This is a genomic window from Caballeronia sp. LZ016 (assembly GCF_031450805.1).
Lineage (GTDB): Bacteria > Pseudomonadota > Gammaproteobacteria > Burkholderiales > Burkholderiaceae > Caballeronia.
In genome coordinates, this window is the sequence record NZ_JARTVY010000002.1 from 1,138,665 (window position 1) to 1,161,228 (window position 22,564).

General features: G+C 63.0%; 22 protein-coding genes. 14 read left to right on the top strand and 8 right to left on the bottom strand.

Annotated elements, in window-relative coordinates; all coding sequences use genetic code 11:
* Nucleotides 1-3 precede the first annotated feature (3 nt).
* A complete protein-coding gene (locus tag P9220_RS18845; protein ID WP_309766677.1) occupies nucleotides 4-1,824 on the bottom strand; it encodes a methanol/ethanol family PQQ-dependent dehydrogenase in 1,821 nt (606 codons plus the stop codon).
* 372 nt (nucleotides 1,825-2,196) lie between these two features.
* Here P9220_RS18845 and P9220_RS18850 point away from each other — a divergent pair, with 372 nt between their 5' ends.
* The 9 genes from P9220_RS18850 (at nucleotide 2,197) to P9220_RS18890 (ending at nucleotide 10,407) form a co-directional block, all read left to right on the top strand.
* A complete protein-coding gene (locus tag P9220_RS18850) occupies nucleotides 2,197-2,571 on the top strand; it encodes a 4a-hydroxytetrahydrobiopterin dehydratase (RefSeq protein WP_309766678.1) in 375 nt (124 codons plus the stop codon).
* A 759-nt stretch (nucleotides 2,572-3,330) separates the two neighbouring features.
* Nucleotides 3,331-4,353, top strand: coding sequence for a beta-ribofuranosylaminobenzene 5'-phosphate synthase family protein (locus tag P9220_RS18855; protein WP_309766837.1), 1,023 nt, complete (start codon nucleotides 3,331-3,333; stop codon nucleotides 4,351-4,353).
* Nucleotides 4,354-4,397: 44 nt separating this feature from the next.
* A complete protein-coding gene (locus P9220_RS18860) occupies nucleotides 4,398-5,327 on the top strand; it encodes a methylenetetrahydromethanopterin dehydrogenase (RefSeq protein ID WP_309766839.1) in 930 nt (309 codons plus the stop codon).
* Nucleotides 5,327-6,478 carry an ATP-grasp domain-containing protein gene (locus tag P9220_RS18865; protein WP_309766679.1) on the top strand — a complete coding sequence of 384 codons (1,152 nt, stop codon included), beginning with the start codon at nucleotides 5,327-5,329 and terminating at the stop codon, nucleotides 6,476-6,478. The genes P9220_RS18860 and P9220_RS18865 overlap by 1 nt, the downstream gene beginning before the upstream one ends.
* Before the next feature lie 3 nt (nucleotides 6,479-6,481).
* Complete coding sequence (gene mch, locus P9220_RS18870) at nucleotides 6,482-7,468, top strand: methenyltetrahydromethanopterin cyclohydrolase (protein WP_309766680.1); 987 nt, start codon at nucleotides 6,482-6,484, stop codon at nucleotides 7,466-7,468.
* The gene (locus P9220_RS18875) at nucleotides 7,453-8,427 is read left to right on the top strand and encodes a RimK family alpha-L-glutamate ligase (protein ID WP_309766681.1); all 975 of its coding nucleotides are present in this window, start codon (nucleotides 7,453-7,455) and stop codon (nucleotides 8,425-8,427) included. Before mch ends, P9220_RS18875 begins: the two co-directional genes overlap by 16 nt.
* Nucleotides 8,414-9,259: a triphosphoribosyl-dephospho-CoA synthase gene (locus tag P9220_RS18880; protein ID WP_309766683.1), complete on the top strand. Its 846-nt coding sequence runs from the start codon at nucleotides 8,414-8,416 to the stop codon at nucleotides 9,257-9,259. The genes P9220_RS18875 and P9220_RS18880 overlap by 14 nt, the downstream gene beginning before the upstream one ends.
* Before the next feature lie 168 nt (nucleotides 9,260-9,427).
* Complete coding sequence (gene fae, locus P9220_RS18885; protein WP_309766685.1) at nucleotides 9,428-9,937, top strand: formaldehyde-activating enzyme; 510 nt, start codon at nucleotides 9,428-9,430, stop codon at nucleotides 9,935-9,937.
* A gap of 80 nt (nucleotides 9,938-10,017) precedes the next feature.
* Complete coding sequence (locus P9220_RS18890; RefSeq protein ID WP_404980246.1) at nucleotides 10,018-10,407, top strand: hypothetical protein; 390 nt, start codon at nucleotides 10,018-10,020, stop codon at nucleotides 10,405-10,407.
* A gap of 6 nt (nucleotides 10,408-10,413) precedes the next feature.
* Here P9220_RS18890 and P9220_RS18895 read toward each other — a convergent pair whose 3' ends face one another.
* Nucleotides 10,414-10,884 carry a dihydroneopterin aldolase gene (locus P9220_RS18895; protein WP_404980247.1) on the bottom strand — a complete coding sequence of 157 codons (471 nt, stop codon included), beginning with the start codon at nucleotides 10,882-10,884 and terminating at the stop codon, nucleotides 10,414-10,416.
* A gap of 314 nt (nucleotides 10,885-11,198) precedes the next feature.
* Here P9220_RS18895 and P9220_RS18900 point away from each other — a divergent pair, with 314 nt between their 5' ends.
* The 3 genes from P9220_RS18900 to P9220_RS18910 are packed head-to-tail and all read left to right on the top strand — an operon-like array spanning nucleotide 11,199 to nucleotide 15,195.
* Nucleotides 11,199-13,220: a sigma-54-dependent Fis family transcriptional regulator gene (locus tag P9220_RS18900; protein WP_309766686.1), complete on the top strand. Its 2,022-nt coding sequence runs from the start codon at nucleotides 11,199-11,201 to the stop codon at nucleotides 13,218-13,220.
* Entirely contained in the window at nucleotides 13,217-13,816 is a 600-nt protein-coding gene (locus P9220_RS18905; protein WP_309766688.1) for a flavoprotein, read from the top strand. The genes P9220_RS18900 and P9220_RS18905 overlap by 4 nt, the downstream gene beginning before the upstream one ends.
* Nucleotides 13,795-15,195 (top strand): DUF6513 domain-containing protein, encoded by a 1,401-nt coding sequence (locus tag P9220_RS18910; protein ID WP_309766690.1) that lies wholly within the window; start codon nucleotides 13,795-13,797, stop codon nucleotides 15,193-15,195. The genes P9220_RS18905 and P9220_RS18910 overlap by 22 nt, the downstream gene beginning before the upstream one ends.
* Here P9220_RS18910 and P9220_RS18915 read toward each other — a convergent pair whose 3' ends face one another.
* The gene (locus tag P9220_RS18915) at nucleotides 15,196-15,741 is read right to left on the bottom strand and encodes a thioredoxin family protein (protein ID WP_309766692.1); all 546 of its coding nucleotides are present in this window, start codon (nucleotides 15,739-15,741) and stop codon (nucleotides 15,196-15,198) included. It lies immediately after the preceding gene.
* Between the two features lie 89 nt (nucleotides 15,742-15,830).
* On the opposite strand from P9220_RS18915, the gene P9220_RS18920 reads away from it, so the two are divergent.
* Both P9220_RS18920 and P9220_RS18925 read left to right on the top strand, forming a co-directional pair.
* Nucleotides 15,831-16,121 carry a hypothetical protein gene (locus P9220_RS18920; protein WP_309766695.1) on the top strand — a complete coding sequence of 97 codons (291 nt, stop codon included), beginning with the start codon at nucleotides 15,831-15,833 and terminating at the stop codon, nucleotides 16,119-16,121.
* A complete protein-coding gene (locus P9220_RS18925; protein ID WP_309766842.1) occupies nucleotides 16,121-16,498 on the top strand; it encodes a type II toxin-antitoxin system VapC family toxin in 378 nt (125 codons plus the stop codon). Before P9220_RS18920 ends, P9220_RS18925 begins: the two co-directional genes overlap by 1 nt.
* Here the strand turns inward: P9220_RS18925 and fba are convergent, their stop codons facing one another.
* From fba to cbbX, 5 genes are read right to left on the bottom strand one after another with little or no spacing between them, the layout of a single operon-like run.
* Nucleotides 16,499-17,536 carry a class II fructose-bisphosphate aldolase gene (fba, locus tag P9220_RS18930; RefSeq protein WP_309766697.1) on the bottom strand — a complete coding sequence of 346 codons (1,038 nt, stop codon included), beginning with the start codon at nucleotides 17,534-17,536 and terminating at the stop codon, nucleotides 16,499-16,501.
* A gap of 15 nt (nucleotides 17,537-17,551) precedes the next feature.
* Nucleotides 17,552-19,594 carry a transketolase gene (gene tkt / locus P9220_RS18935; RefSeq protein ID WP_309766700.1) on the bottom strand — a complete coding sequence of 681 codons (2,043 nt, stop codon included), beginning with the start codon at nucleotides 19,592-19,594 and terminating at the stop codon, nucleotides 17,552-17,554.
* A 32-nt stretch (nucleotides 19,595-19,626) separates the two neighbouring features.
* A complete protein-coding gene (locus P9220_RS18940) occupies nucleotides 19,627-20,499 on the bottom strand; it encodes a phosphoribulokinase (RefSeq protein WP_309766702.1) in 873 nt (290 codons plus the stop codon).
* A 32-nt stretch (nucleotides 20,500-20,531) separates the two neighbouring features.
* Nucleotides 20,532-21,626, bottom strand: a complete 1,095-nt coding sequence (locus tag P9220_RS18945; protein ID WP_309766704.1) for a class 1 fructose-bisphosphatase — start codon at nucleotides 21,624-21,626, stop codon at nucleotides 20,532-20,534.
* A gap of 12 nt (nucleotides 21,627-21,638) precedes the next feature.
* Nucleotides 21,639-22,556: a CbbX protein gene (gene cbbX, locus P9220_RS18950; RefSeq protein WP_309766706.1), complete on the bottom strand. Its 918-nt coding sequence runs from the start codon at nucleotides 22,554-22,556 to the stop codon at nucleotides 21,639-21,641.
* Nucleotides 22,557-22,564 lie beyond the last annotated feature (8 nt).

Below are 22,564 nucleotides of genomic sequence, written 5' to 3' on the forward strand. Positions count from 1 at the left end.
TTCCTACGTGGCCTCGCCTCCGGGGATGGCGAACACGAACAGCGTGCCGCCGAGCGCCGTGTACTTGGCCAGTTCCTTATAGCCGCCGACCGCGCCGAGGCCTTCGGTCGACTTCTCGAGACCTGCCGCCATGCCGATGCCGGCCCAGCCGCCAATGCCCGAATACACGCCGACGTATTGCTTGCCCTGGTACTGGTAGGTGAACACGTTGCCGATGATCCCCGACGGCGTCTTGAACTTCCACAGCTCCTTGCCGTCCTTGATGCGAACCGCCTTGATGTAGCCTTCGAGCGTGCCGTAGAACACGATGCCGCCTGCCGTTGCGAGCGCACCGGACCACACCGAGAACCGTTCCGGCTTGGACCAGGTGATCTTGCCCTTGGCCGCGTCCCACGCGATGAAGTTGCCCATCGAACCGTTTTCGTTCGGGCCGGGATACATCGAAAGCGTTGCGCCGACGAACGGCTGACCCGACACGTAATCGACCTGGAACGGCTCGTAATCCATGCAGACGTGGTTGGTCGGCACGAGGAAGAGGCTCGTGTTCGGATCGAATGCGGCGGGCTGCTGGTCCTTTGAACCGAGGGCTGCGGGACAGATGCCTTTCACGTTGACATCGGGACCGGCCTTTTGGGTCGAGTAGGTTGCATTGCGAATCGGCAGACCGCTTTTCAGATCGACGCTGTCGGCCCAGTTCACTGCGGGGTCGTACTTCTGCGCGACGAGCAGTTCACCGCTTTCCCGATTCAACGTATAGCCGAAGCCATTGCGATCGAAGTGAACGATGGCGGGCACCTTCTTGCCGCCGATGTTCAGGTCCGACAGGATCATTTCGTTGACGCCGTCATAGTCCCATTCGTCGTGCGGCGTCATTTGATAAACCCACTTCGCCTTGCCCGTGTTCAGGTCGCGAGCGAAGATCGACATGGACCACTTGTTGTCGCCGGGGCGCTGAGTCGGATTCCAGGTGCCCGGATTGCCGGTGCCGTAGTAGACAAGGTTGAGTTTCGGGTCCCATGCATACCAGCCCCACGTGGTGCCGCCGCCGTATTTCCACTGATCTCCTTGCCAGCTTTTGAGCGAAGAGTCCGCTCCGACCGGCGTCATCTTTCCGTCGGACCAGGTCATGGTTTGCTGGGGGTCGAGCAGCATTTCATCGTCTGGACCGGTGCTATAGGCTTTCCAGACTTCCTTGCCGTCCTTGATGTTGTATGCGATGAGCCGGCCGCGCACGCCGAACTCGCCGCCGGAGATGCCGGTCAGGACCTTGTCGCCGAATACGTGTGGTGCGTTCGTATTGGTTTCGCCTTTCTTGGCGTCACCGTTCTGAGCGGTCCATACGACGTCGCCGGTCTTTGCGTCGAGTGCGACGAGTTTGGTGTCGGCCTGCTGGAGGAAGATCTTGCCGTCGCCATAGGCGAGACCGCGGTTGACGGTATCGCAACACATCACCGAGATGACCTGCTGATCCTGCTTGGGCTGGTATTGCCAGATGAAGGTCTGGTCTTTCAGGTTGATGGCGATGACCTTGTTCGGGAACGGCGAGTGAATATACATCGTTTCGCCGATGACGAGCGGTGAGCCTTCGTGACCGCGCAGCACGCCGGTGGACATAGTCCAGGCGACCTGTAGTTTGCCGACGTTGCTTTCGTTGATCTGCTTGAGCGTGCTGTAGCGGTGATTCGAGTAATCGCCCGCTTGCGCCGCCCAATTCGAGGGATTCTTGATGAGGCTGTCGAGTTGCGGATCGGCCTGGGCCACATAGGAATTCAGGCTTGCCGTCGCGACCACCGCCAGTCCAAGAACCAGGGTGCGTAAGTTCATGTCTCCTCCAGAATGATGATGCCTCCGACCCAGGGATGACCACGCTACCGGCTTGCATCGTGCGCGCCTTCTGGATGCAGGTAACGCGTTGCGCTTTGCCCGATTCATTGCCGGACGCTTGCGTATCGGGGCCGTTTGCATATTCCATGCCGGTCTGTTGCGGTCTCGGTGTTACCGAGTCGTAGTTGTTTTATGCGCGTGCACGCGGGTCACGGTGAGACATACTGTGTCAAATACGCGAATTTCTTTGCTTTGTTCTGTGCTGGGCGCCTTTGTGTTCTTGACGCGTTGCAGCAGGGTTTTCTTTGCCTTCGCCTGCGGCGCGCGTGCATACTGGACGCGTATGTTTCTCCTGCTTAGCGAGGCATCGCCATGACTTCAGCCGAGAAGGTCTATTCCGACGATGAAGTGCAAGAGCGGCTCACCGGACCGCTTTCTCACTGGTATTTCGAGGATGGATGGCTTAGACGCAAGTTCAGAACCGAAGGGTGGAAAGGCACGCTCATGGTCGTGAATACCGTCGGGCATCTCGCGGAAGCAGCCTGGCATCATCCGGATCTGACCGTGTCCTATGCATTTGTTGTCGTTAAGCTCAAGACTCATTCTGCTAAAGGGATCACCGATAAGGATTTTGCACTTGCTGCCAAGATCGAGGAGGTCGTGCAGTGGCAGCCGGCGCGGGACGGCGGGCCGCTCGAAGGGACTCCCTCCGGGGATCAGCGGTTTCGTTATATCAAGTACGATTAAGGTCTCTTTCGGTGAGCTTGTATTCGTGTCGGTCTATTGGCGCGCCCCTCCCCGGGGCGGGGGTCACTTTCTTTGCTGTCGACCAGAGTTGGCGCTTTAGCGCCTTACTCTGGTCCCATGCAAAGAAAGTAACCAAAGAAAGCAACTTTTCTTTCGAACCGCACAATGCACTAACTTGCGTGGCCACTTCGTAGAACACCGGTGGCTCTCAGCTTGACAAAGCCCTGAATCACCTTCCACGCCCACTGACTACTCACGTCCTCCGAGCCCCTTGGCTCGACAACACCACCAGTCTGCAAAGGCTCACGGCGCCACCCTGGCAAACAAGGTGAACGAGTTCTCTGCATCATCAACTTTCAGCGCCTTGCCAACTCATCGCAGCGTTCGAGTTTGCCTCCGTTCCCGTTTTTGCTTTTGTCTCCGTCTCGGCCTCGCCCTTGGCCGTGGCCTTGACCTTGACCTTGGCTTTAGCCTTGGCTTTGGCTTCTAGTTGAGTGTCGATGATGCGTAGCGTGTGGCGTTCGTTTGGTGCTCACGAGCCAAGGGACTCGGAGGACGCAAGTAGTCAGTGGGCGTGGAAGGTGATTCAAGGCTTTGTCAAGCTGAGTGCCACCGGTGTTCTACGAAGTGATCACCCGAGTCAGTGCATCGAAGCGCAACGCAAAAGAAACCAACCGCACCGCAGAAAAATTGGTACATCTCTTGCCTAAACCCCAAACCCTCGACCCCGGCGCCAGTAAAAGAACCCCGACCGAATCTGTGGAACTCAAAAACCCTCGCCTATCGCCGCGCCGTGCGATCACGGTCTCATCCTCGGCCCGGCTGCACTTGGGCTTCATCGATCCAAACGGATCGTTGGGGCGTTCGTTCGGCAGCGTCGGCCTGACCATCGAAGGCCACGATACGAGGATCACCGCAAAGCCATCGCAGCAAGCAACCCGAATACAAGGTACAACAACCCAAGCCCAGCACGACCGCATCAGGGAACACGTCGAACAACTGAAGGCAGCGCTGAACGAATCGCGCCACGTCGACATAGAAGTCCACGAAACACCGCGTCCCCACACCGGCCTGGGCTCCGGCACGCAGCTCGCGCTCGCAGTAGGAACAGCCTTCGCCCGCATTACGGGCCATCACGTCGATACGGCCGAAATCGCACGCATCCTGCACCGTGGCGCGCGCTCCGGCATCGGCATTCACGGCTTCGATCACGGCGGACTCATCGTCGACGGCGGACGCAACAACGCCTCGACACTACCGCCCCTCATCGCACGGCAATCGTTCCCCGATGCATGGCGCATCCTGCTCATCGACGACACGTCGCGCGAAGGACTCCACGGCGACGCGGAAAAACGCGGGCTCGCCGCACTCGCGCCCTTTCCCGCAGCGCTCGCCGCACACCTCTCGCATCTCGTGCTGATGCAAATCCTGCCCGCCGTAGCGGAAAGCGATTTCGATACCTTCGCCAGCGCCATCACGATCATGCAGCAGACCATCGGCGAATACTTCGCGCCCGTGCAAGGCGGCCTCTTCGCCAGCCCCGCCGTCGCGCACGCACTCGAAGCCGTCGCCGCCGAACAGAAAGCCGGTATCGGCCAGACGTCATGGGGACCAGTCGGCTTCGCGTTTCTTGCAAGCGCCGAAGACGCCGAACGCGCCCTCGTGACGGCGCGACAGGCTGCGCGCAACGCACCGCTCGCGTGCTCCATCACGACCGCCCGCAATCGCGGTGCAACATGGCGCGCCGCCGACCATCGACACCGCGGCGCCGATGCCGCCTGACCGCGACGCACACGCACTCCCCCCATCGATACGAGTCCATGACCATGCCCGAAGCCACCGAAAGACCCTACGTCCTGCACATGTTCACGAGCACGCCGCAGATGAGTCCGTTCGATGTCAACATGGCGGCCGATGCCGGCTATCAGATCGTCGTGCCATATTGCAACGTCGATATCGACAGCGTCGTGCAACTCACCCAGGACGCCATCTTCTCGCGTGGACCGAAGGGCGTATCGCGCACTGGCATCTTCCTCGGCGGACGCGATGTCATGCTCGCCGCCGACATGCTCGAACGCGCGCGCAACGCCATGGTGCCGCCGTTCGAAGTCTCCGTCTTCGCCGATCCGAGCGGCGCCTATACGACAGCCGCCGCGCTCGTCGCACTCGCGGAGAAGCATCTCAAGGCCGTGCATAACGTCGGATTCGACGGCAAGCGCCTGCTGATACTCGGCGGCACCGGCGCGGTCGGGCGCGTGGCCGCGGCGATGGCCGCATCGCTCGGCGCGGATGTCGCGGTCGCAAGCCATTCAAGCCAGTCACGCGCGACGCAAGTCAGTGACGAGATCAACCGGCGCTTCGACATCGCCACATCGGGTGTCGCCACGGGGACGCCCGAGCACCTGCACCGCGAACTTGCGCGCGCGGAGATCGTCTTTGCAACAGCCGTAGCCGGCGTGCAAGTGATGACCGCCGCCGATCTGGCCCATGCGAAACACCTGCTGATCGCCGCCGATGTCAACGCCGTGCCGCCCGAAGGCATCGCCGGCGTTCATGTGATGGACGACGGCAAGCCGCTCGCAGGCGCGGCGCGTGCGGATGCGATCGGCATCGGCGCGCTCGCGATCGGCAACGTGAAGTACCAGGCGGAGCATCGGCTCTTCTTGCGCATGCGAACCGGTGGAAAGCCGGTCTATCTGGGCTTTCCCGAAGCGTTCGACGAAGCGCGCGTCATCGTCGCGGGACAGGACGCGTGATGGCCTCGCGTGCGCCACGCGTTGCGGTGGCGGGTCTGTCCGCGCGCCTGCTCGCACAATCGGCCGAGCGTGCGGGACTCGACGTGGTCGCGCTCGATATCTTCGGCGATCGCGACACGCGCGCGCACGCCGACATGTGGCTCGATATCGGCGGCGACGGCTTGTCGATCGATCGCACGCGCCTCTACGACGCGCTCGAATGCGCCGCACGCCTGCCGCGCATGCTCGGCCTCATCGTGACGAGCGGACTCGAACCGCTCGCGATGGAACTGAGCCGCGCGCCGCGTGTGCCGCGCTTCATCGGCAATGGCGCGCAGGCGCAGACCGTGCGCGATCCGCGGCGCTTCTTCGCGCTGTTGAATGAAGCGCACGTTCCGCATCCGGAAGTGCGCTTCACACCGCCGGAAGATGCGCGCGGATGGCTCGTCAAACGTTCGGATGGCTGCGGCGGGACGCATATCGCGTGGGCGGAGCACGTCGATCATCTTCACGCCGACGCCTATTTTCAGCGCTTTTCGCGTGGCCGTTCCATGTCGGCGCTCTTCGTCGCCGCGCACCGCGAAGCGACGGTGATCGGCTTCGCGGAGCAACTTACGGTCGCGGCGGGCAACCTGCCGTTCGTGCATGCGGGATCGCTCGGGCCCATCATGTTGCCGCGCGATATCGCCGAACGCATCGTTCAGGCAATCGAAACCATCGTTTGGAAAACGGACCTCACGGGACTGAACAGCATCGACTTTCTGCTCGACGACGATACGTTCCAGGTGCTCGAAATCAACACGCGCCCTTCATCGACGATGGCGCTGTATGAAACCGCATGGCCCGATGCGTGGCCGCGCGGCCTGATCGGCGCGCACGTCGAGGCGTGTCTCGACGGCGACTTGCCGCATACGGCCACATGGAAGCATCCCCCGCCGATGATCGCGGGACAACGCGTGGTCTTCGCGTCGCACGGCTTCACCGTATCGACCGCTTTCAGCGACGCCTGTTTCGCCGATTCCGCGTGTCACGACGTACCATCGCCGGGCGCGCGCATCGAGGCGGGCATGCCGGTCTGCACCATCACCGCGACGGCATCCACGCTCGATGCCTTGCGCATCGAACTGGATCGTCAACGTGCGCGTCTTCTGCAACGCATCAATGCCAACTAGCTCATGACCTCGACATCCGCACTCAGCGTCAACGCACTCAGCGAGCCGCTCGTCAAACAGCTCATCGATCATGCGGAACGCCTTCAGGTAGGCATCACTCGCACGCCGGCCGGGACCGTCATCGTGGATGCCGGCGTGAACGCGGCAGGCAGCGTCGAAGCAGGCCTCCTGATCGCGCGCATCTGCATGGGCGGACTGGGAGACGTGACGCAGCGCATCGCCCTCGATGCGGCGCCGCTCTGGCCCAGCTTCATCGAAGTGCACGCGTCGAATCCGGTGCTCGCTTGCCTCGCGAGTCAATACGCGGGCTGGAGCCTTTCAGCGACGAAGGAGCAAACGGGCGGCAAGAAGTTCTTCTCGCTGGGCTCCGGTCCCGCGCGCGCGCTCGCGTGCAAGGAGCCGCTATTCGATGAGCTCGGCTATCGCGATCGTCACGATCGCGGCGCGCTCGTCATGGAAGTGGATCGCGTGCCGCCGCAAGTGGTCATCGACAAGGTGCTCAACGATTGCGGACTCGCACCGGCGAACCTCGTCGTCGCGGTGACACCGACGCAATCTGTCGCGGGGACGGTGCAGGTCGTTGCACGCGTCGTCGAAGTTGCGTTGCACAAGACGCATGTGCTCGGCGTCGATCTGAAGGAGATCGTCGCAGCGAGCGGCAATGCGCCCTTGCCGCCGCCCGCGCCCGATGGCGCGCAGGCAATGGGCCGCACCAACGACGCGATTCTCTACGGCGGCCGCGTGCATCTCACCGTGAAGCGCGATGCGGTTGCGAAGAAGCTCGCGGCCGAGTTGCCATCGTCGAATGCGCGCGACTATGGCGAGCCGTTCGCGGAAATCTTCAAGTCCTTCAACTACGACTTCTATCAGATCGATGCGGCGCTCTTTGCGCCTGCCGAAGCGTGGGTCTCCAGCCTCGAAAGCGGCGCGACGTATCACGGCGGCAAGTTGAACAAGGCGCTGCTCGACGCGCAATGGCAGGCACGATGACACGCATCGCGATCATGACCGACGAGAGGGGCTGGCACACGAGCCGTCTCAGACAAGCGTTCCGCGCGCGCGGCGTGGACGCGCGTTGCGTCGATCTCGCGGATTGCCGCATCGACACGACATGGAAACCGCATGGTCTCGCCATTCCCGGCTTCGGCCGCACGCTGCCGGATGCGGTCTTCGTGCGCGGCATCGCGGGCGGCACGTTCGAGCAGGTCACGCTGCGGCTCGGCGTCCTGCATGCGCTGCGTGAATGCGGCGTACCGGTCTATAACGATGCGCGCGCCATCGAACGCAGCGTCGACAAGTCGATGACGAGCTTTCTGCTGAACCGCTATGGCGTGCCGACGCCCGCGACGTGGGCCGGTGAATCGACCGCATTCGCGCAGCGTGTGCTGATGCGCGAACGTGCGGCGGGCCGCAAGGTCGTGATGAAGCCGCTGTTCGGATCGCAAGGCAAGGGCCTTCAGTTACTCGGCGACGACGCCTGCGAACCGCTGCCGTCGCTCCGGGCGTTCAACGAAGTGGCTTATCTTCAGCGTTATGTCGATGGCGGCGCATCGGGCTTCGACGGCTTCGACTGGCGCGTGCTCGTGATCGGCACGCGGGCGGTCGCGGCGATGAAGCGCGTCGGCGGCGACGGCTGGATTCACAACTTCGCGCGCGGGGCGAAGTGTGAGGCCGCCGAACTCACGCCTTCGCTTGCCGATATCGCGGTGCGCGCAAGCACGGCGCTGGGGCTCGATTATGCGGGCGTCGATCTGATTGCTTCCGCGGCATCCGGCGACAGGCCGCTCGTGCTCGAAGTGAACGGCGTGGCGGCGTGGCGCGGGCTGCAATCGGTGACGTCGTTCGATATCGCGACGCTGCTCGCCGATGACCTGCTCGACGGCAAGCTCGCCGCATCGCAACGGGCGCTGACCGCGCTGACCCTTGCGAGCGGCCATGAACGCGCCTGAGTCATCGGGAGAACGACGCGCACGTGCAGCATTCTTGCAGGCATGCCGGCTCGATGTCGAGACGGCGAAACCGGGCAACGTGAGCATCGCGAGCGCGGGACACGGCATGACGTCGGCGCAATTCATCATCAGCGCAGGCACGGCCGCAGCCGGCCTGTTCACGCCGGGCGCAAGCGTCGGCGCGCGCATTCTCGATGCCGTGCGCCGCACCTTCGATGCGGTCGCCTGCAATACGAATCTCGGCATCGTGCTGCTTGCCGCGCCGCTGTGCGCCGCGCTCGAACGCCTGCCGTGCGATGCGGACATCGGCACCGGCCAATGGCGCGCACAGACGGAGCATGTGCTTGCATCGCTCGATATCGACGATGCGCGGCTCGCCTATCGCGCGATCGCCATCGCGAATCCAGGCGGTCTCGGCGACGCGCCCGAGCAATCGGTGCATGAAGCGCCGACCATCGATCTGCGCACAGCGATGTCCCTTGCCGCGGATCGCGACAGCATCGCGAGACAGTACGCCAACGGCTTCGCGGACGTCTTCGATGCAGCGCAACGGGCGAACATCGAAGAAAACACCGCAATACTAGGGATCTTCCTTAGCTTCCTTGCCGCGCTGCCCGACTCGCACATAGTGCGCAGGCAAGGCGCGGCGATGGCGCAAAGTGTCACGCGCGATGCCGCCGCGCATCGCGCGCGCTGGCTGGCTGCCGGAGCGCCGATGGACGATCCAAAACTCGCTGCATGGGACGCCGAGCTCAAGGCGCGCGGCATCAATCCGGGCACGAGCGCGGACCTTGCCGTGGCGACGATGTTCGTCGCGCTGATGACCGCGTGATGGAAAAGACGCGACACGTACCCCGCAAAAAGTGGCACGGATCATGTTTAGGAAGTGCGCGGTTATGCAGCCCCGTTTTTCAACGAGCCTTGCGCGGTCACTCATGCCCTCGCGAGCGAAGAGAGCAAGTCGGTCGTCCCAAGAACCACTCATCACTGGAGGAACAGCATGGCCAAGATCAACCGCGTCCTGATAGGAGAGTCGCTGGTCGGCGAAGGCAACGAGGTCGCACACATCGACTTGATCATCGGACCGCGAGGTTCCGCTGCGGAAACGGCGTTCTGCCACGCGCTCACGAACAACAAGGATGGCTTCACATCGCTGCTGGCCGTGGTCGCACCGAATCTCATCACGAAGCCGAACACGATTCTCTTCAACAAGGTGACCATCAAGGGCGCGAAGCAGGCCGTGCAGATGTTCGGACCCGCACAGCATGCGGTGGCGCTCGCCGTTGCCGACAGCGTGGAGGACGGCACCATTCCCGCGGACGAAGCCGACGACCTGTTCATTTGCGTCGGCGTGTTCATCCACTGGGAAGCGTCGGACGACAAGAAGATTCAGGAGTTCAACTATCGCGCGACGCGGGAATCGATTCAGCGCGCCGTCGCGGGCGAACCGAAAGCGGCCGATGTCGTAGCGAAGAAGAGCTCGGTCGCGCATCCGTTCGCGGCGTCCTGAGCGATGTGACCTGTCTCGCGGCCGGTGCGCGTCGTGCGGCACCGGCCGTTCATCATCGACGATAAAGCGAGGCTCATCGAATGATTTCACGTTGCCGCACGCTGACGATGCTCGTCACGCTCTCGCTAGTCTCCGTGTTCTCGCCGCATTCGTACGGCGCGGGCGCGCAAGGACACGACTATCCGACCGAGGGCCGCGTCGAATACGTGTTGAGCTGCATGGACGACAACGGGCACGACTTCGTGAACGTCTACAAGTGCTCCTGCGCGATCGACAGGATCGCAAAAGTGCTCAACTATGACGACTTCGTCGAGCAGTCCACCTTCTCCAAGTATGCGACGCTAGGCGGCGAAGGCGGCGCAGAATTCCGCGTGGATCGCGCAAAGGCGCAGACGAAGAAATTCCGCGAGCTGCAGCGCGATGCGTTCAAGGCTTGCGGCATCGTGCAGCGCGCGTCGGCCAACAAATAAGCTGCGTTACTGCGGGACGTATCCGCGCCCGATCCAGCCGAGACCCGTCGTCGCCGACCACGCGCGCCGGCGCTCGATCACGACGCCGACCGCATCGACGTCATCGAATTTCGCGGGTTTCGCCAGCGATATCTTCACCCAGTGCGCGCCGAAATCCGCAATCACCATCTGCGCGATCCGTTCCGCCAGCGCCTCGAGCAATTGCAGCCGATGCGATGCGAGCAGCGCATGAATGGCGTCGCGCACGGCTGCATAGTTGATCGTGTCGGCGATGTGATCGGTGGTGCATGCACGAATCGACGGCACGCCGATCATGAGACTCATGCGGACGGGCTGCGCGTCGTGCAGCTCGCTCTTGTCGATGCCGATGACCGTCTGCCCCGTCAATCCGTCGATATAAACGATATCCATCGCGGCGTCGTGCTGTTCGGCGAAGGCGTTACCTGTGGCTTCGCGGATCGGATCGAATCGGCCCATGTGGGGGTGCCTCGCGTGAGATTGCGGCGCCTCGACGCCGAAGGAATCCGTAACGGCCAAGCAAAAACCGGGCGCAAAAGGCCTTTCCCATGCGACTACCGATTGAACACATGCGTCATAGGATGTACAGTTTTTGAGAACCGGGAGTCCGAACGACAGCATCAGCCCGGCTACGAGGCGCGCACGCGTGCGGCGAACAGCACGACGGCAATGGAGAACGAGCCGCAGCGCCAGCGGAAATCACAACGGATACGGCGTCGGTAAGCCGCGCGGCGAGCGCGCGGCGGAACGCGGCGCCACGGAGACACGCCCCCATGTCGTCGCTTGCTGACGTAGATACGCATGTCCGGGAAGTGCTGAACATCGTCAATAACCCGCTGGCTTCACGGCGCGCGAGCGATTCCGTCGCGCAATCGTGGATGCGCTGCCTCACCGAATTCCACCTCGATCCCGGCCGTTTCGTGATGCCGCCCGTCCTCACGCAGCGCGAACTCACCGAACGTCGCGAAGCCGCGAGCGATCTCATCGCGTGCTCGAAGCTCGAGATGACCACGCTCTATCAGCAACTCGCGGACCCCGAACTCGCGGTCGTGCTCGTCGATGCCGATGGCGTGATCGTGCATCAGGTGTCGTCGGTGCCGTTCGGCGAAGCCGTCGCCGCCGATGGCCTGCGCGTCGGCGCGCTATGGAGCGAGCGCGAAGCCGGCACGAACGGCATGGGCACGTGCCTCATCGAGCGCGACTGTATCGCCGTGTGCCAGCACGAGCATTTTTATCCGCGCTATACGTCGCTTACCTGCTCCGCCGCGCCGATCTTCGACGAACGCGGCGCGGTGGTCGGCGTGCTCGATGTCACGAGCCGCTCGAAACTCTTGCAGCAGCATTCGCTGGTGCTCGTCGGCATGTCGCGGCAGATGATCGAAAATCGTCTGATCGATGCGCGCTACCGGCACGCGAACATGATCCACTTCCATAGCAGGCCGGAGTTCGTCGGCACGCTGCACGCGGGCAAGCTCGCCGTCAGCGACGAGGGCATCGTGCTGGCGGCAAGCCGCAGCGCGCTGTTTCAGCTCGACTTGCGCTCGCCGGCGGAGCTATGCGGCAAGCGCATCGAAGAAGCGTTCAACGCAACATTGGAAGACATGATCGCGCGCAGCATTCGCGGCTCGTTTCACCCGGTCACGGTCTATAGCGCAAAAGCGAACAGCCGTTTCTTTCTCACGGCGCAAACACCGCGCGAAGCCGCAAAGAGCGCAACGCGCATTCTGATGAACGACACCCGCGCGAAACCGGCGCGCAAAGACGCACGCGATGCCGCGGACACAGGCCGTCTCGACAAGCTCTCGCATCTGGAATTCGGCGATCCGCGCATGGCCTCGCAAATTCAGCTTGCCGCGCGCGTGATTCAACGCAAGATTCCGATCATCCTGCGCGGGCAGACGGGCACCGGCAAGGAAGTGTTCGCGAATGCGCTGCACAGCATCAGCCCGAACGGGAGCGGCGCTTTCGTCGCGGTGAATTGCGCATCGCTGCCGGAGAATCTCATCGAGAGCGAATTGTTCGGTTATCGCGCGGGCGCATTCACCGGCGCGCAGCGTGAAGGCCGGCGCGGCAAGATCGTGCAGGCAAACGGCGGAACGCTTTTCCTCGATGAGATCGGCGACATGCCGCTCGCGTTGCAAGCGCGCCTCTTGCGCGTGCTCGAAGAACACGAGGTGACGCCGCTCGGCGCGGAAACCACCGTCAAGGTCGATTTCCAGTTGATCAGCGCGAGCCACCGCAATCTCATCGAGCTCGTGCAGAACGGCATGTTTCGCGAGGACTTGTACTACCGGCTCAACGGGATCGAAATCAATCTGCCGCCATTACGCGAACGTGCCGATGCGGCGGCGCTCATCGCCCATATTCTCGAGACCGAATCCGAAGATCCGCCGGCGTTGAGCGCCGAAGCGCGCCAGGCGCTGCTCGACTATCCGTGGCCCGGCAACATCCGGCAATTGCGGCATGTGCTGCAAATGGCGATCGCCCTCTGCGATGGCAACGAGATTCGCTGCGCGCATCTGCCGCCGGAGATCGTGAGCGGCGTATCCGCGCGGGCCGCGAGTCCGGCACCATCGCCTGCGCCCGCGCATCTCACCGACGATGCGCAAATGAGCGCGCTAAACGCGATCCAGGTGAAGGAGCGCGAGACCGTGCTGCTGTTGCTCGACGAACATCGCTGGAACGTGAGCAATGTCGCGAAGGTGCTGGGCATCAGCCGCAATACGCTTTATCGCAAGATGCATCGGCTGCACATTCGGCTGTCGCATGATTCACCCGCGCCGCACGACGCATGACGCAGCCGACGCCCGCCCGCCGGCTCGACGAATTCAAGCCCGATGCCCACTTCGCGTGGTGCGTGACGGGGTCCGGTCACATGATCGAAGAGTCGATCGATCTTGCATTGCGCCTGCCGCGCTGCGATCTCTTTCTCTCGTCGGCAGGCGAGGAAGTGCTGCCGCTGTATGGCTGGCCGCTCAAGAGACTGCGCGAGCACTTCAAGGTCTTTCGCGACAACAGCGCGAGCAGCGTGCCCGTCGGGATGCTCTACAACGGCGACTACCACACCGTCGTGATCGCGCCCGCGACCAGCAATACGGTCGCGAAGTGCGCGTTCGGCATCTCCGATACGTTGCCCACGAACCTCTTCGCACAAGCGGGCAAGCAATGCGTGCCGGGCATCGTGTTGGCATGCGATACCGCGCCGAGCGTCATCACGCAGACGCCGCGCGAATGGGTCGAAGTGCGCCCGCGCGCGATCGAGTTCGAGAACGTCGAGCGGCTTGCGCGCATCGAACATACGACCGTCGCCTATACGCTCGATGACCTGCGCGCCGCGCTCGATCGGCGGCTCACGCAACTCAGCCTCGCATGGAACACATCGTCTTCCTGACCGGCCGGCTCGCCGAGCAGAGCCTGTATCGCGTGCTGGAGGGCATCGCGCCTGCGGATGCGGCATCGCCGTTCACATGGGAGGTGCGCGAGATCGGCCTGCAGGTGGCGGGCTTGATGACGGCCGACATGATCCGTCGACGAGTAACCCTGCCGCTCACCGACGGCACCAGCCGCATGATCGTGCCGGGCCGATGCCGTGGCGACCTCAATGCGCTCAGCGCGCACTTCGGCGTGAACGTCGAGCGCGGTCCCGAGGAAGTGAAGGACCTGCCGCAGTTCTTCGGACGCGAGGCGCGGCATGTGGACTTGTCCCGTTACGAGACGGAGATTTTCGCGGAGATCGTGGATGCGCCGCGCCTCGCCCTCGACGGCATCGCAACTCGCGCGCGCGAGTATGCGAAACAGGGCGCGAATGTGATCGATATCGGCTGCCTGCCCGAGACGCCGTTTCCCCATCTCGAAGATGCAGTGGCGATGCTCAGGGAACAGGGCTATCGCGTGAGCGTCGATTCCATGGTCGCCGACGAGCTGTTGCGCGGTGCGCGGGCGGGCGCGGACTATCTGATGAGCCTGAACATCGACACGTTATGGATAGCTGATCAAACTGCGTCCACACCGATACTCGTCCCGCGCGAGCCGCACGACACGGCATCGCTCGACGCGGCCATCGACGCGATGCAGAAGCGCAATCGCCCCTTCCTCGCCGATCCCATTCTCGATCCGATTCCGTTCGGGCTCGCCGCTTCCATCGCGCGCTATGTCAACCTTCGCGAGCGTCATCCCGATGTCGCGATCATGATGGGCATCGGCAACGTCACCGAACTGACCGAAGCGGATACGAGCGGCATCAATGCGGTGCTGATGGGCATGGCCGCCGAGTTGCGCGTGGCGGCAGTGCTGACGACATCGGTCAGCCTCCATGCGCGCCGCGCGGTGCGCGAAGCCGACGTCGCACGCCGTGTGATGCATGCCGCGCGCGAAACACAGACATTGCCGAAGGGCATCACCGGCGACCTGTCGGCGCTGCATGCAAAGCGGCCGTTTCCGTATGGCGCCGATGAAATCGACGCGCTCGCATCCGCCGTTCGTGATCCTAACTTTCGCGTTCAGGTTTCGGAGGAAGGCATCCACGTCTATAACCGCGACGGACATCGGCTCGATATCGATCCGTTCGCGCTCTATCCGCAATTGCAGCTGGAATCGGATGGCGGCCATGCGTTTTACATGGGCGTGCAGCTTGCGCGGGCGGAGATCGCGTGGCAGCTCGGCAAGCGCTTCGACCAGGATCAGCCGCTCGACTGGGGATGCCAGGTGGATCGGCCGCAAGAGGATCTCACCGCGTGGCATGCGCCCGGCCCGACGATGAAGAAGCGTTAGTCAGCCCTTCCATTTGATCGAGCAGCCCAGTGCCGGATATTGCTCATCGGGTTCGCGGCCATCGGCGATGGCGCGCATTGCTTCGTACAGGTCTCTTCGAGCGTCAGGTAACGGTTCCTTTCGCGATGCATCGATGCGTCCGCGATAGCGCAAGCGCAGCGCGCTATCGAAGCCGAAACATTCGGGCGTGCAGACCGCGCCGTACGCTCGCGCAACGTTCTGCGTTTCATCGTGGAGATAGGGGAACGGCAGCCGCCATTCGCTCGCCACTTCGATCATGCGATCAAAGGCGTCGTCAGTGTGAATGCTTGCATCGTTCGAATTGATGCCCGCCATGCCGATGCCGATTGCCGCCAGATCGATCGCATCGCGGATCAGGTGAGGCAGCGCCGCCTTCACGTACGGGCAATGGTTGCAGATGAAGACAAGCACCAGGCCGTCACGTCCGCGCACGGAGTCGAGCGTATGGGTGCTGCCATCGGTGGCGCGAAGCGTGAATGCGGGCGCGATTGCGCCGCGGTCCGCTGTCGGGGATGCGGTAGGCATGAGATAGCTCCCAATTGGCCGTGCGGCATATTGGCGGGTGTGGAGGAGTCGGTTAGGATGGGATTTCTTGTTAGTTATACGGAGTATCCATGTACATTTTCAACGTCGAAGAGGCGCAGAAGGATTTGCCGAAGATTCTCGAAATGGTGGCGCAAGGAAAAGACGTCGCGATCGGCGGCGAGCATCCCGTCCTGCTTCACCGCGTACGGGCGGTCGGCAACCTCGGCGACGACCCCGAAACCTGCGGTTCGATCGTCGTAGGTTACGTGGACGACAGCGTGCTCGAAGATGAAGTCGTGAAGCCTCTGCCGGACGACATCATCGACGAGTTCTACAAACCGTTGCCGGACGACATCGTTTCCGCGCTCGAGGGCCGATGATGCGCCTGTTGCTCGACACCCACATCTACATCTGCAGCGTGACGAGGAATCGCAAGCTGCCGGTCGACATGCGCGAAGAGATTGCCGAAGCGAAGCAGGTCTATGTCAGCACGGCGAGTATCTGGGAGTTGTCGATCAAGGCGGCGCGCGGCAAGCTCGAGCCGAACGCCGCACGAAGCATCCACGAGTTCGAAGCGCATCGCTTCATCGAACTGACGGTTCGACTCGCGCACGCAAGAGCCGTGCGTGCGTTGCCCCACCTGCACCGCGACCCGTTCGATCGGCTCCTGGTCGCTCAGGCGCGTACCGAACAGCTCAAGTTTCTGACAGTCGATGGCGAACTTGCCGAATATGTCAACGAACCGGTGCCGGTCTGATCACCCATACCGCTTGGCCATCGCCTCCATCGCCAGCGGCCTGATCCGCTGCGCCTGCCCCTCGCATCCGAACGCGCGAAACCGGTCGATGCAAAGATCGCGCGCCGCCGCCGTCGCCGCTTTCAGCGCATGTCGCGGATCGAACTCCGACTTGCTCGACGCCATCGCGCGCCGCATGGCACCGGTCATCGCAAGGCGTATGTCGGTATCGATGTTCACCTTCCGCACGCCATTCGCAATTCCGCGCCGGATTTCCTCCACCGGCACGCCATAAGTCGACGGAATCTCACCTCCGTGCTCGCGTATCACATCGAGCCATTCCTGCGGCACCGAAGACGACCCGTGCATCACCAGATGCGTATTCGGAATGCGCGCGTGTATGTCGGCGATACGGTCGATCGCGAGGATATCGCCCGTCGGCTCGCGACTGAACTTGTATGCGCCGTGCGACGTGCCGATCGCAATGGCGAGCGCATCGACGCCGGTGGCATCGACGAAATCGCGGGCTTCATCGGGGTCGGTCAGCAGCCGGTCATGACCGAGCGCGCCCCGCGCACCGACACCATCCTCCTCGCCCGCGCGTCCCGTTTCGAGCGAACCCAGGCAGCCGAGCTCGCCTTCGACCGAGACGCCCACCGAATGCGCCGCATCGACCACGCGGCGGCTGACCTCGACGTTGTAGACATAGTCGGCGGGCGTCTTCTGGTCGGGCATGAGCGAGCCATCCATCATCACCGACGTGAAGCCCGAGCGGATCGCCTGCTGGCAAACGGCCGGGCTCGCGCCGTGATCCTGATGCAGCACGACCGGTATGTCCGGATGCGCCTCGACCGCCGCGAGCACCAGATGCCGCAGATACGGCTCTCCTGCATATTTGCGCGCGCCCGCGGATGCCTGCAGGATCACGGGACTCTTCGTGGCTTCAGCCGCCTGCATGATCGCGTGGATCTGCTCCATGTTGTTGACGTTGAACGCGGGGACGCCGTAGCCGTGCTCCGCCGCGTGGTCCAGCAACTGCCTCAAGGCGATGAAAGCCATCGTCGTTCTCCAGGTTCAGGCCGCCACACGGCGCGCCTGTTCGATCACGGCCTCCGTCGTCACGCCGAAATGCGCGTACAGTTCGCTCGCCGGCGCGGACTCGCCGAAACGGTCGATGCCCACCACGCCGCCATGCAAGCCGACGTATTGCCGCCAGAACGCGGTCACGCCCGCTTCGACGGCAACGCGCGGCACGCCATCGGGCAACACGCGCTCGCGCCAGGCGTGGCATTGCCGATCGAAGACGGTCGTGGACGGCATCGATACGACGCGCGCGAGTATGCCTTCACGCTTCAACGGTTCGATGGCCGCCAGCGCCAGTGCCACTTCCGATCCCGTCGCGATCAGCACCACGCGCCGGGCATCGCGCTCACAGGAGCCCGGCCAGTCGGCGAGCACGTATCCGCCGCGCTCGATCGCGTCGATCTGCGCTTCGTCGCGCGGCACGAAAGGCACGCTCTGACGCGACAGCAACAGGCACGACGGACGGTCGCGCTCCACCGCGCCGACCCACGCCTGCGCGGTCTCGACGGCATCGCACGGACGCCACACGTCGAGCCCGGGAATCAGCCGCAAGGTCGCGGCATGCTCGATCGGCTGATGCGTCGGTCCGTCTTCGCCGAGGCCGATCGAATCGTGCGTGAAGACGAACACCGTTCGCGTCTTCATCAAGGCGGCCATGCGCAGCGCGTTGCGCGAATAATCGGAGAACGTGAGGAACGTGCCGCCGAACGGCAGGTAGCCGCGATGCAGCGCGATGCCGTTCATAATCGCGCTCATGCCGAACTCGCGTACGCCGAAGTGGATGTAATTGCCGCGTCCCGGCGATGCGGTCACGTCGATCGCCTCCTTCCATCGCGTGAGGTTCGATCCGGTCAGGTCCGCCGATCCGCCAAGCAACTCGGGCAACACACGCGCAAGTCCTTCGATGGCATGCTGCGATGCCTTGCGCGTCGCGATGCTCTGACGCGCGCGGCCGGCGTCGCGCACGAGCGCATGCGCGGCATCGCGCCAGTTCGCGGGTAACGCGCCACGCGTGCGTCGCTCGAATTCAGCGGCGTGCTCGGGATACGTGTGGCGATACGCGTCCATGCGACGCTTCCAGTCCCGTTGCGCAGCCGCACCTTCATCGCGCGCGTCCCATCGCTCGCGAATCGATGCCGGTATCTCGAACGGATCATGTGGCCAGTCGAGCGCGAGACGCGTGGCTTCCACTTCGTTCGCGCCGAGCGGCGCGCCGTGTACATCGTGCGTGCCGGCCATCGACGGCGCGCCATGACCGATCGTCGTCTTGCAGCAGATCAGCGTGGGACGATCCGATGTGCGCGCTTCGTCGATTGCCCGCGAGACTGCTTCGACATCCTGACCATCCACGTCAGCGATCACATGCCATCCGCAAGCCGCGAACCGTTGCGGCGTGTCGTCGCTGAACCAGCCTTGCACCCGACCGTCGATGGAAATGCCGTTATCGTCGTAAAGCACCGTGAGCTTGTCGAGCCGCAACGTCCCCGCGAGCGACGCCGCCTCATGCGACACGCCTTCCATCAGACATCCGTCGCCGACGAACACATACGTCCGATGATCGACGATCTCATGCCCCGGCCGATTGAACTCCCGCGCAAGCAGCGTCTCCGCGAGCGCCATTCCGACCGCGTTCGCGAAGCCCTGCCCGAGCGGGCCTGTAGTCGTTTCCACGCCGGGCGTGACGCCGACTTCAGGATGCCCCGGCGTCTTGCTGCCCATCTGCCGGAAGCGCCTCAGTTCGTTCATCGGCAAGTCATAGCCGGTGAGATGCAGGAGCGCGTAAAGCAGCATCGAGCCATGACCATTCGACAACACGAAGCGGTCGCGGTCGGGCCAGTCCGGATCGGCGGGATTGTGCTTCAGATGACGGCTCCACAATGCGACGGCGATCTCGGCCATGCCCATCGGCATGCCGGGATGACCCGAATTCGCCTGCTGCACCGCGTCGACGGCGAGCATGCGAAGCGCATTCGCCATCTGGCGCGTATCGGGAGATCGAAAAGCTCTGGGTAAAGCCTCGGCGACGGCATTCATGAATGCCTCCATATTTGCAGGGAAAAAGCGGCTCAGGCGCGCGCGCGGCGGTCGCGCAACTGAAGAATCATCGGCGTGAAGATGAGTTGCATCGCCAGTCCCATCTTTCCGCCCGGCACGACGATCACGTTCGGGCGCGACATGAACGAGTCGTGCAGCATCGTGAGCAGATACGGAAAATCGATGCCTCTGGGCTTCGCAAAGCGAATGACGACGAAGCTCTCGTCCGGCTGCGGAATTTCGCGTGCGGTGAACGGATTCGATGTATCCACCGTGGGCACGCGCTGAAAGTTCACGTGCGTGCGCGAGAATTGCGGGCAGATGTAGTTCACGTAGTCGGGCATGCGGCGCAGGATCGTATCGACGACCGCTTCGTGCGAATAGCCGCGCATGGTCTGATCGCGATGCAGCTTCTGAATCCATTCGAGATTGATGATCGGCACCACGCCGACGAGCAGATCGGCATGGCGCGCGATGTCGACCTTGTCCGTGACGGCTGCGCCATGCAGGCCTTCATAGAACATCATGTCGGTATCGGGCGCGATGTCTTCCCACGGCGTGAACGTGCCTGAGTCCTGGCCGAAATGCGCGGCTTCGACTTCATCGTGAATGTAGCGCCGGTACTGACCGCCTCCGCTTTCGCCGTACGCACGGAAGAGGCGTTCGAGTTCTTCGAGCAGGTTCGCTTCGGGCCCGAAGTGGCTGAAGTTGAGGATGCCGTCGCGCTCGCTTTCTTTCATCGCTTCTCGCATCCCGAGGCGGTCATAGCGATGAAAGGCATCGCCTTCGACGATCTGCGCGTTGATGCGCTCGCGCCTAAAAATGTGCGTGAAACTCTTCATGACCGTGGTGGTGCCCGCGCCGCTCGAGCCCGTCACCGCGATGATCGGATGCCTGATTGACATGCGCCTGTCTCCCTATGTCTTTTCGATGCGTTTCACATCGGCGTCTCGGGCAGAAACAAGGATCGCTCGTTGAACAGCGGCGATGTGAAGGGCTTGTCCTCGCCGCGGTCATACTCGCCGTGATAGCGCTGAATGCGCGCCACCTCGTTGCGCGAGCCGAGAATGACGGGCACGCGCTGATGCAGTCCGCGCGGCGTCACATCGAGAATGCGTTCGCGGCCGGTGATCGACAGCCCGCCCGCCTGCTCCACAAGGAAGCTCATCGGATTTGCTTCATACAGCAGCCGCAGGCGCCCTTCCATCTCCGGCGTCTTGAAGTCGCGCGGATACATGAAGACGCCGCCGCGCATCAGAATGCGATGAACCTCCGCGACCATCGACGCAATCCATCGCATGTTGAAGTCCTGCGCGCGGCATCCGGTGCGACCGTCCTTGCACTCCTTCACATAGCGTCGCACGGGCGGCTCCCAGAAGCGTTCATTCGATACGTTGATCGCAAACTCGCACGAATCGTCGGGGATGCAGATGTCCGAATGCGTGAGCACGAAATTGCCGACATCGCGCTCCAGCGTGAAGCCATGCGTGCCGTTGCCGACGGATATGACGAGCATCGTCGATGGCCCGTAGATCGCATAGCCGGCCGCCACCTGTTCGCTTCCCGGCCGAAGAAAGTCCGCTTCGTTCAGTGCGTCGTGCCGCGACGCGCTTCTCCTCAGCACGGAAAAGATGGAGCCGACGACGCCGTTGATATCGATGTTCGAGGAGCCGTCGAGCGGGTCGAATGCAAGCAGATACTCGCCGCGTGGATACGGCTCCGGCACCGCATAGACGCCGTCCATTTCTTCCGACACCATGCCCGCCAGCAAGCCGTCCCATTCGCAATGCTGCAGGAAGATATCGTTGGTCAAGAGGTCGAGTTTCTTTTGCTCTTCGCCGTGCGTGTTGATGCTCTGTGCCGAACCATGCTGCCCGCCGAGCGCACCGCGCGTGAGCGCCGCGGCGATGGTCTTGATCGATGCGGCCACGTCCACCAGCAATGCAGAGAGTCCGATGGCCGCATGCGGGCCGGGCTTGCGATCGAGCGTATCGATCAGGAATTTCGACAACGTCGTGCGTCCGTCCTGCATGGCGTGCTCCTTTCAGGATGGCGATTCGTCGAACACGCGGCTGGCGCGTATGTCGCATGAGTCGAGCCGCATCAGCGCGTTCGCATCGGCGGGACCGCTGCCTCGTTCCGCTGCTGCAAAAAGGCGGTTGGCCTGACGCAGCCGCGCGCGGTCCAGTGCATTGCGCACCGAGCGCGCATTGGCGAAGTTCGGCTGACGGATGCGCCGCGCGAGATACTCTTCGAAGGCACGGCGGGCATCGTCGTCGAAGCGATAATGCATCCCGTCGAGCATTCTCTCAGCGATCCTGACCAATTCGTCAGGCTCGTAATCCGGAAAGACGATGTGATGTGCAATGCGCGAGCGAAAGCCCGGGTTGCTTTGAAAGAACGTCTCCATCCGCGATTCGTAGCCCGCCAGGATCACGACCAGATCGTCGCGCTGGTTTTCCATCGTCTGCAGCAGGATTTCAATGGCCTCTTGCCCGTAATCGCGTTCGTTCTCCGGCCGATACAGGTAATACGCCTCGTCGATGAACAGCACGCCGCCCATCGCGCGCTTCAGCACTTCGCGCGTCTTAGGCGCGGTATGGCCGATGTACTGGCCGACGAGATCGTCGCGCGTCACGGATACGAGCTGATTGCGGCGGATATAGCCGAGCCTGTGCAGCACTTGCGCCATGCGCAGCGCAACCGTGGTCTTGCCTGTGCCGGGATTGCCCGAGAAGCACATATGCAGCGTCGGCGCGCCGCTCGCGATGCCGAGCGTTTCCCGCGCCCGCTCCACGAGCAGATGCGCCGCGATCTCGCGAATGCGCGTCTTCACGGGAGCGAGGCCCACGAGATCGCGGTCCAGCTCCGCGAGCACTTCGCCGATGCGCGACTCACGGTAAAGCGCCATCAGATCGGCGCGCGTTTGCGGCTCTTCTTCGATGATGTCGTCGGCCTGCATGAGCGTTC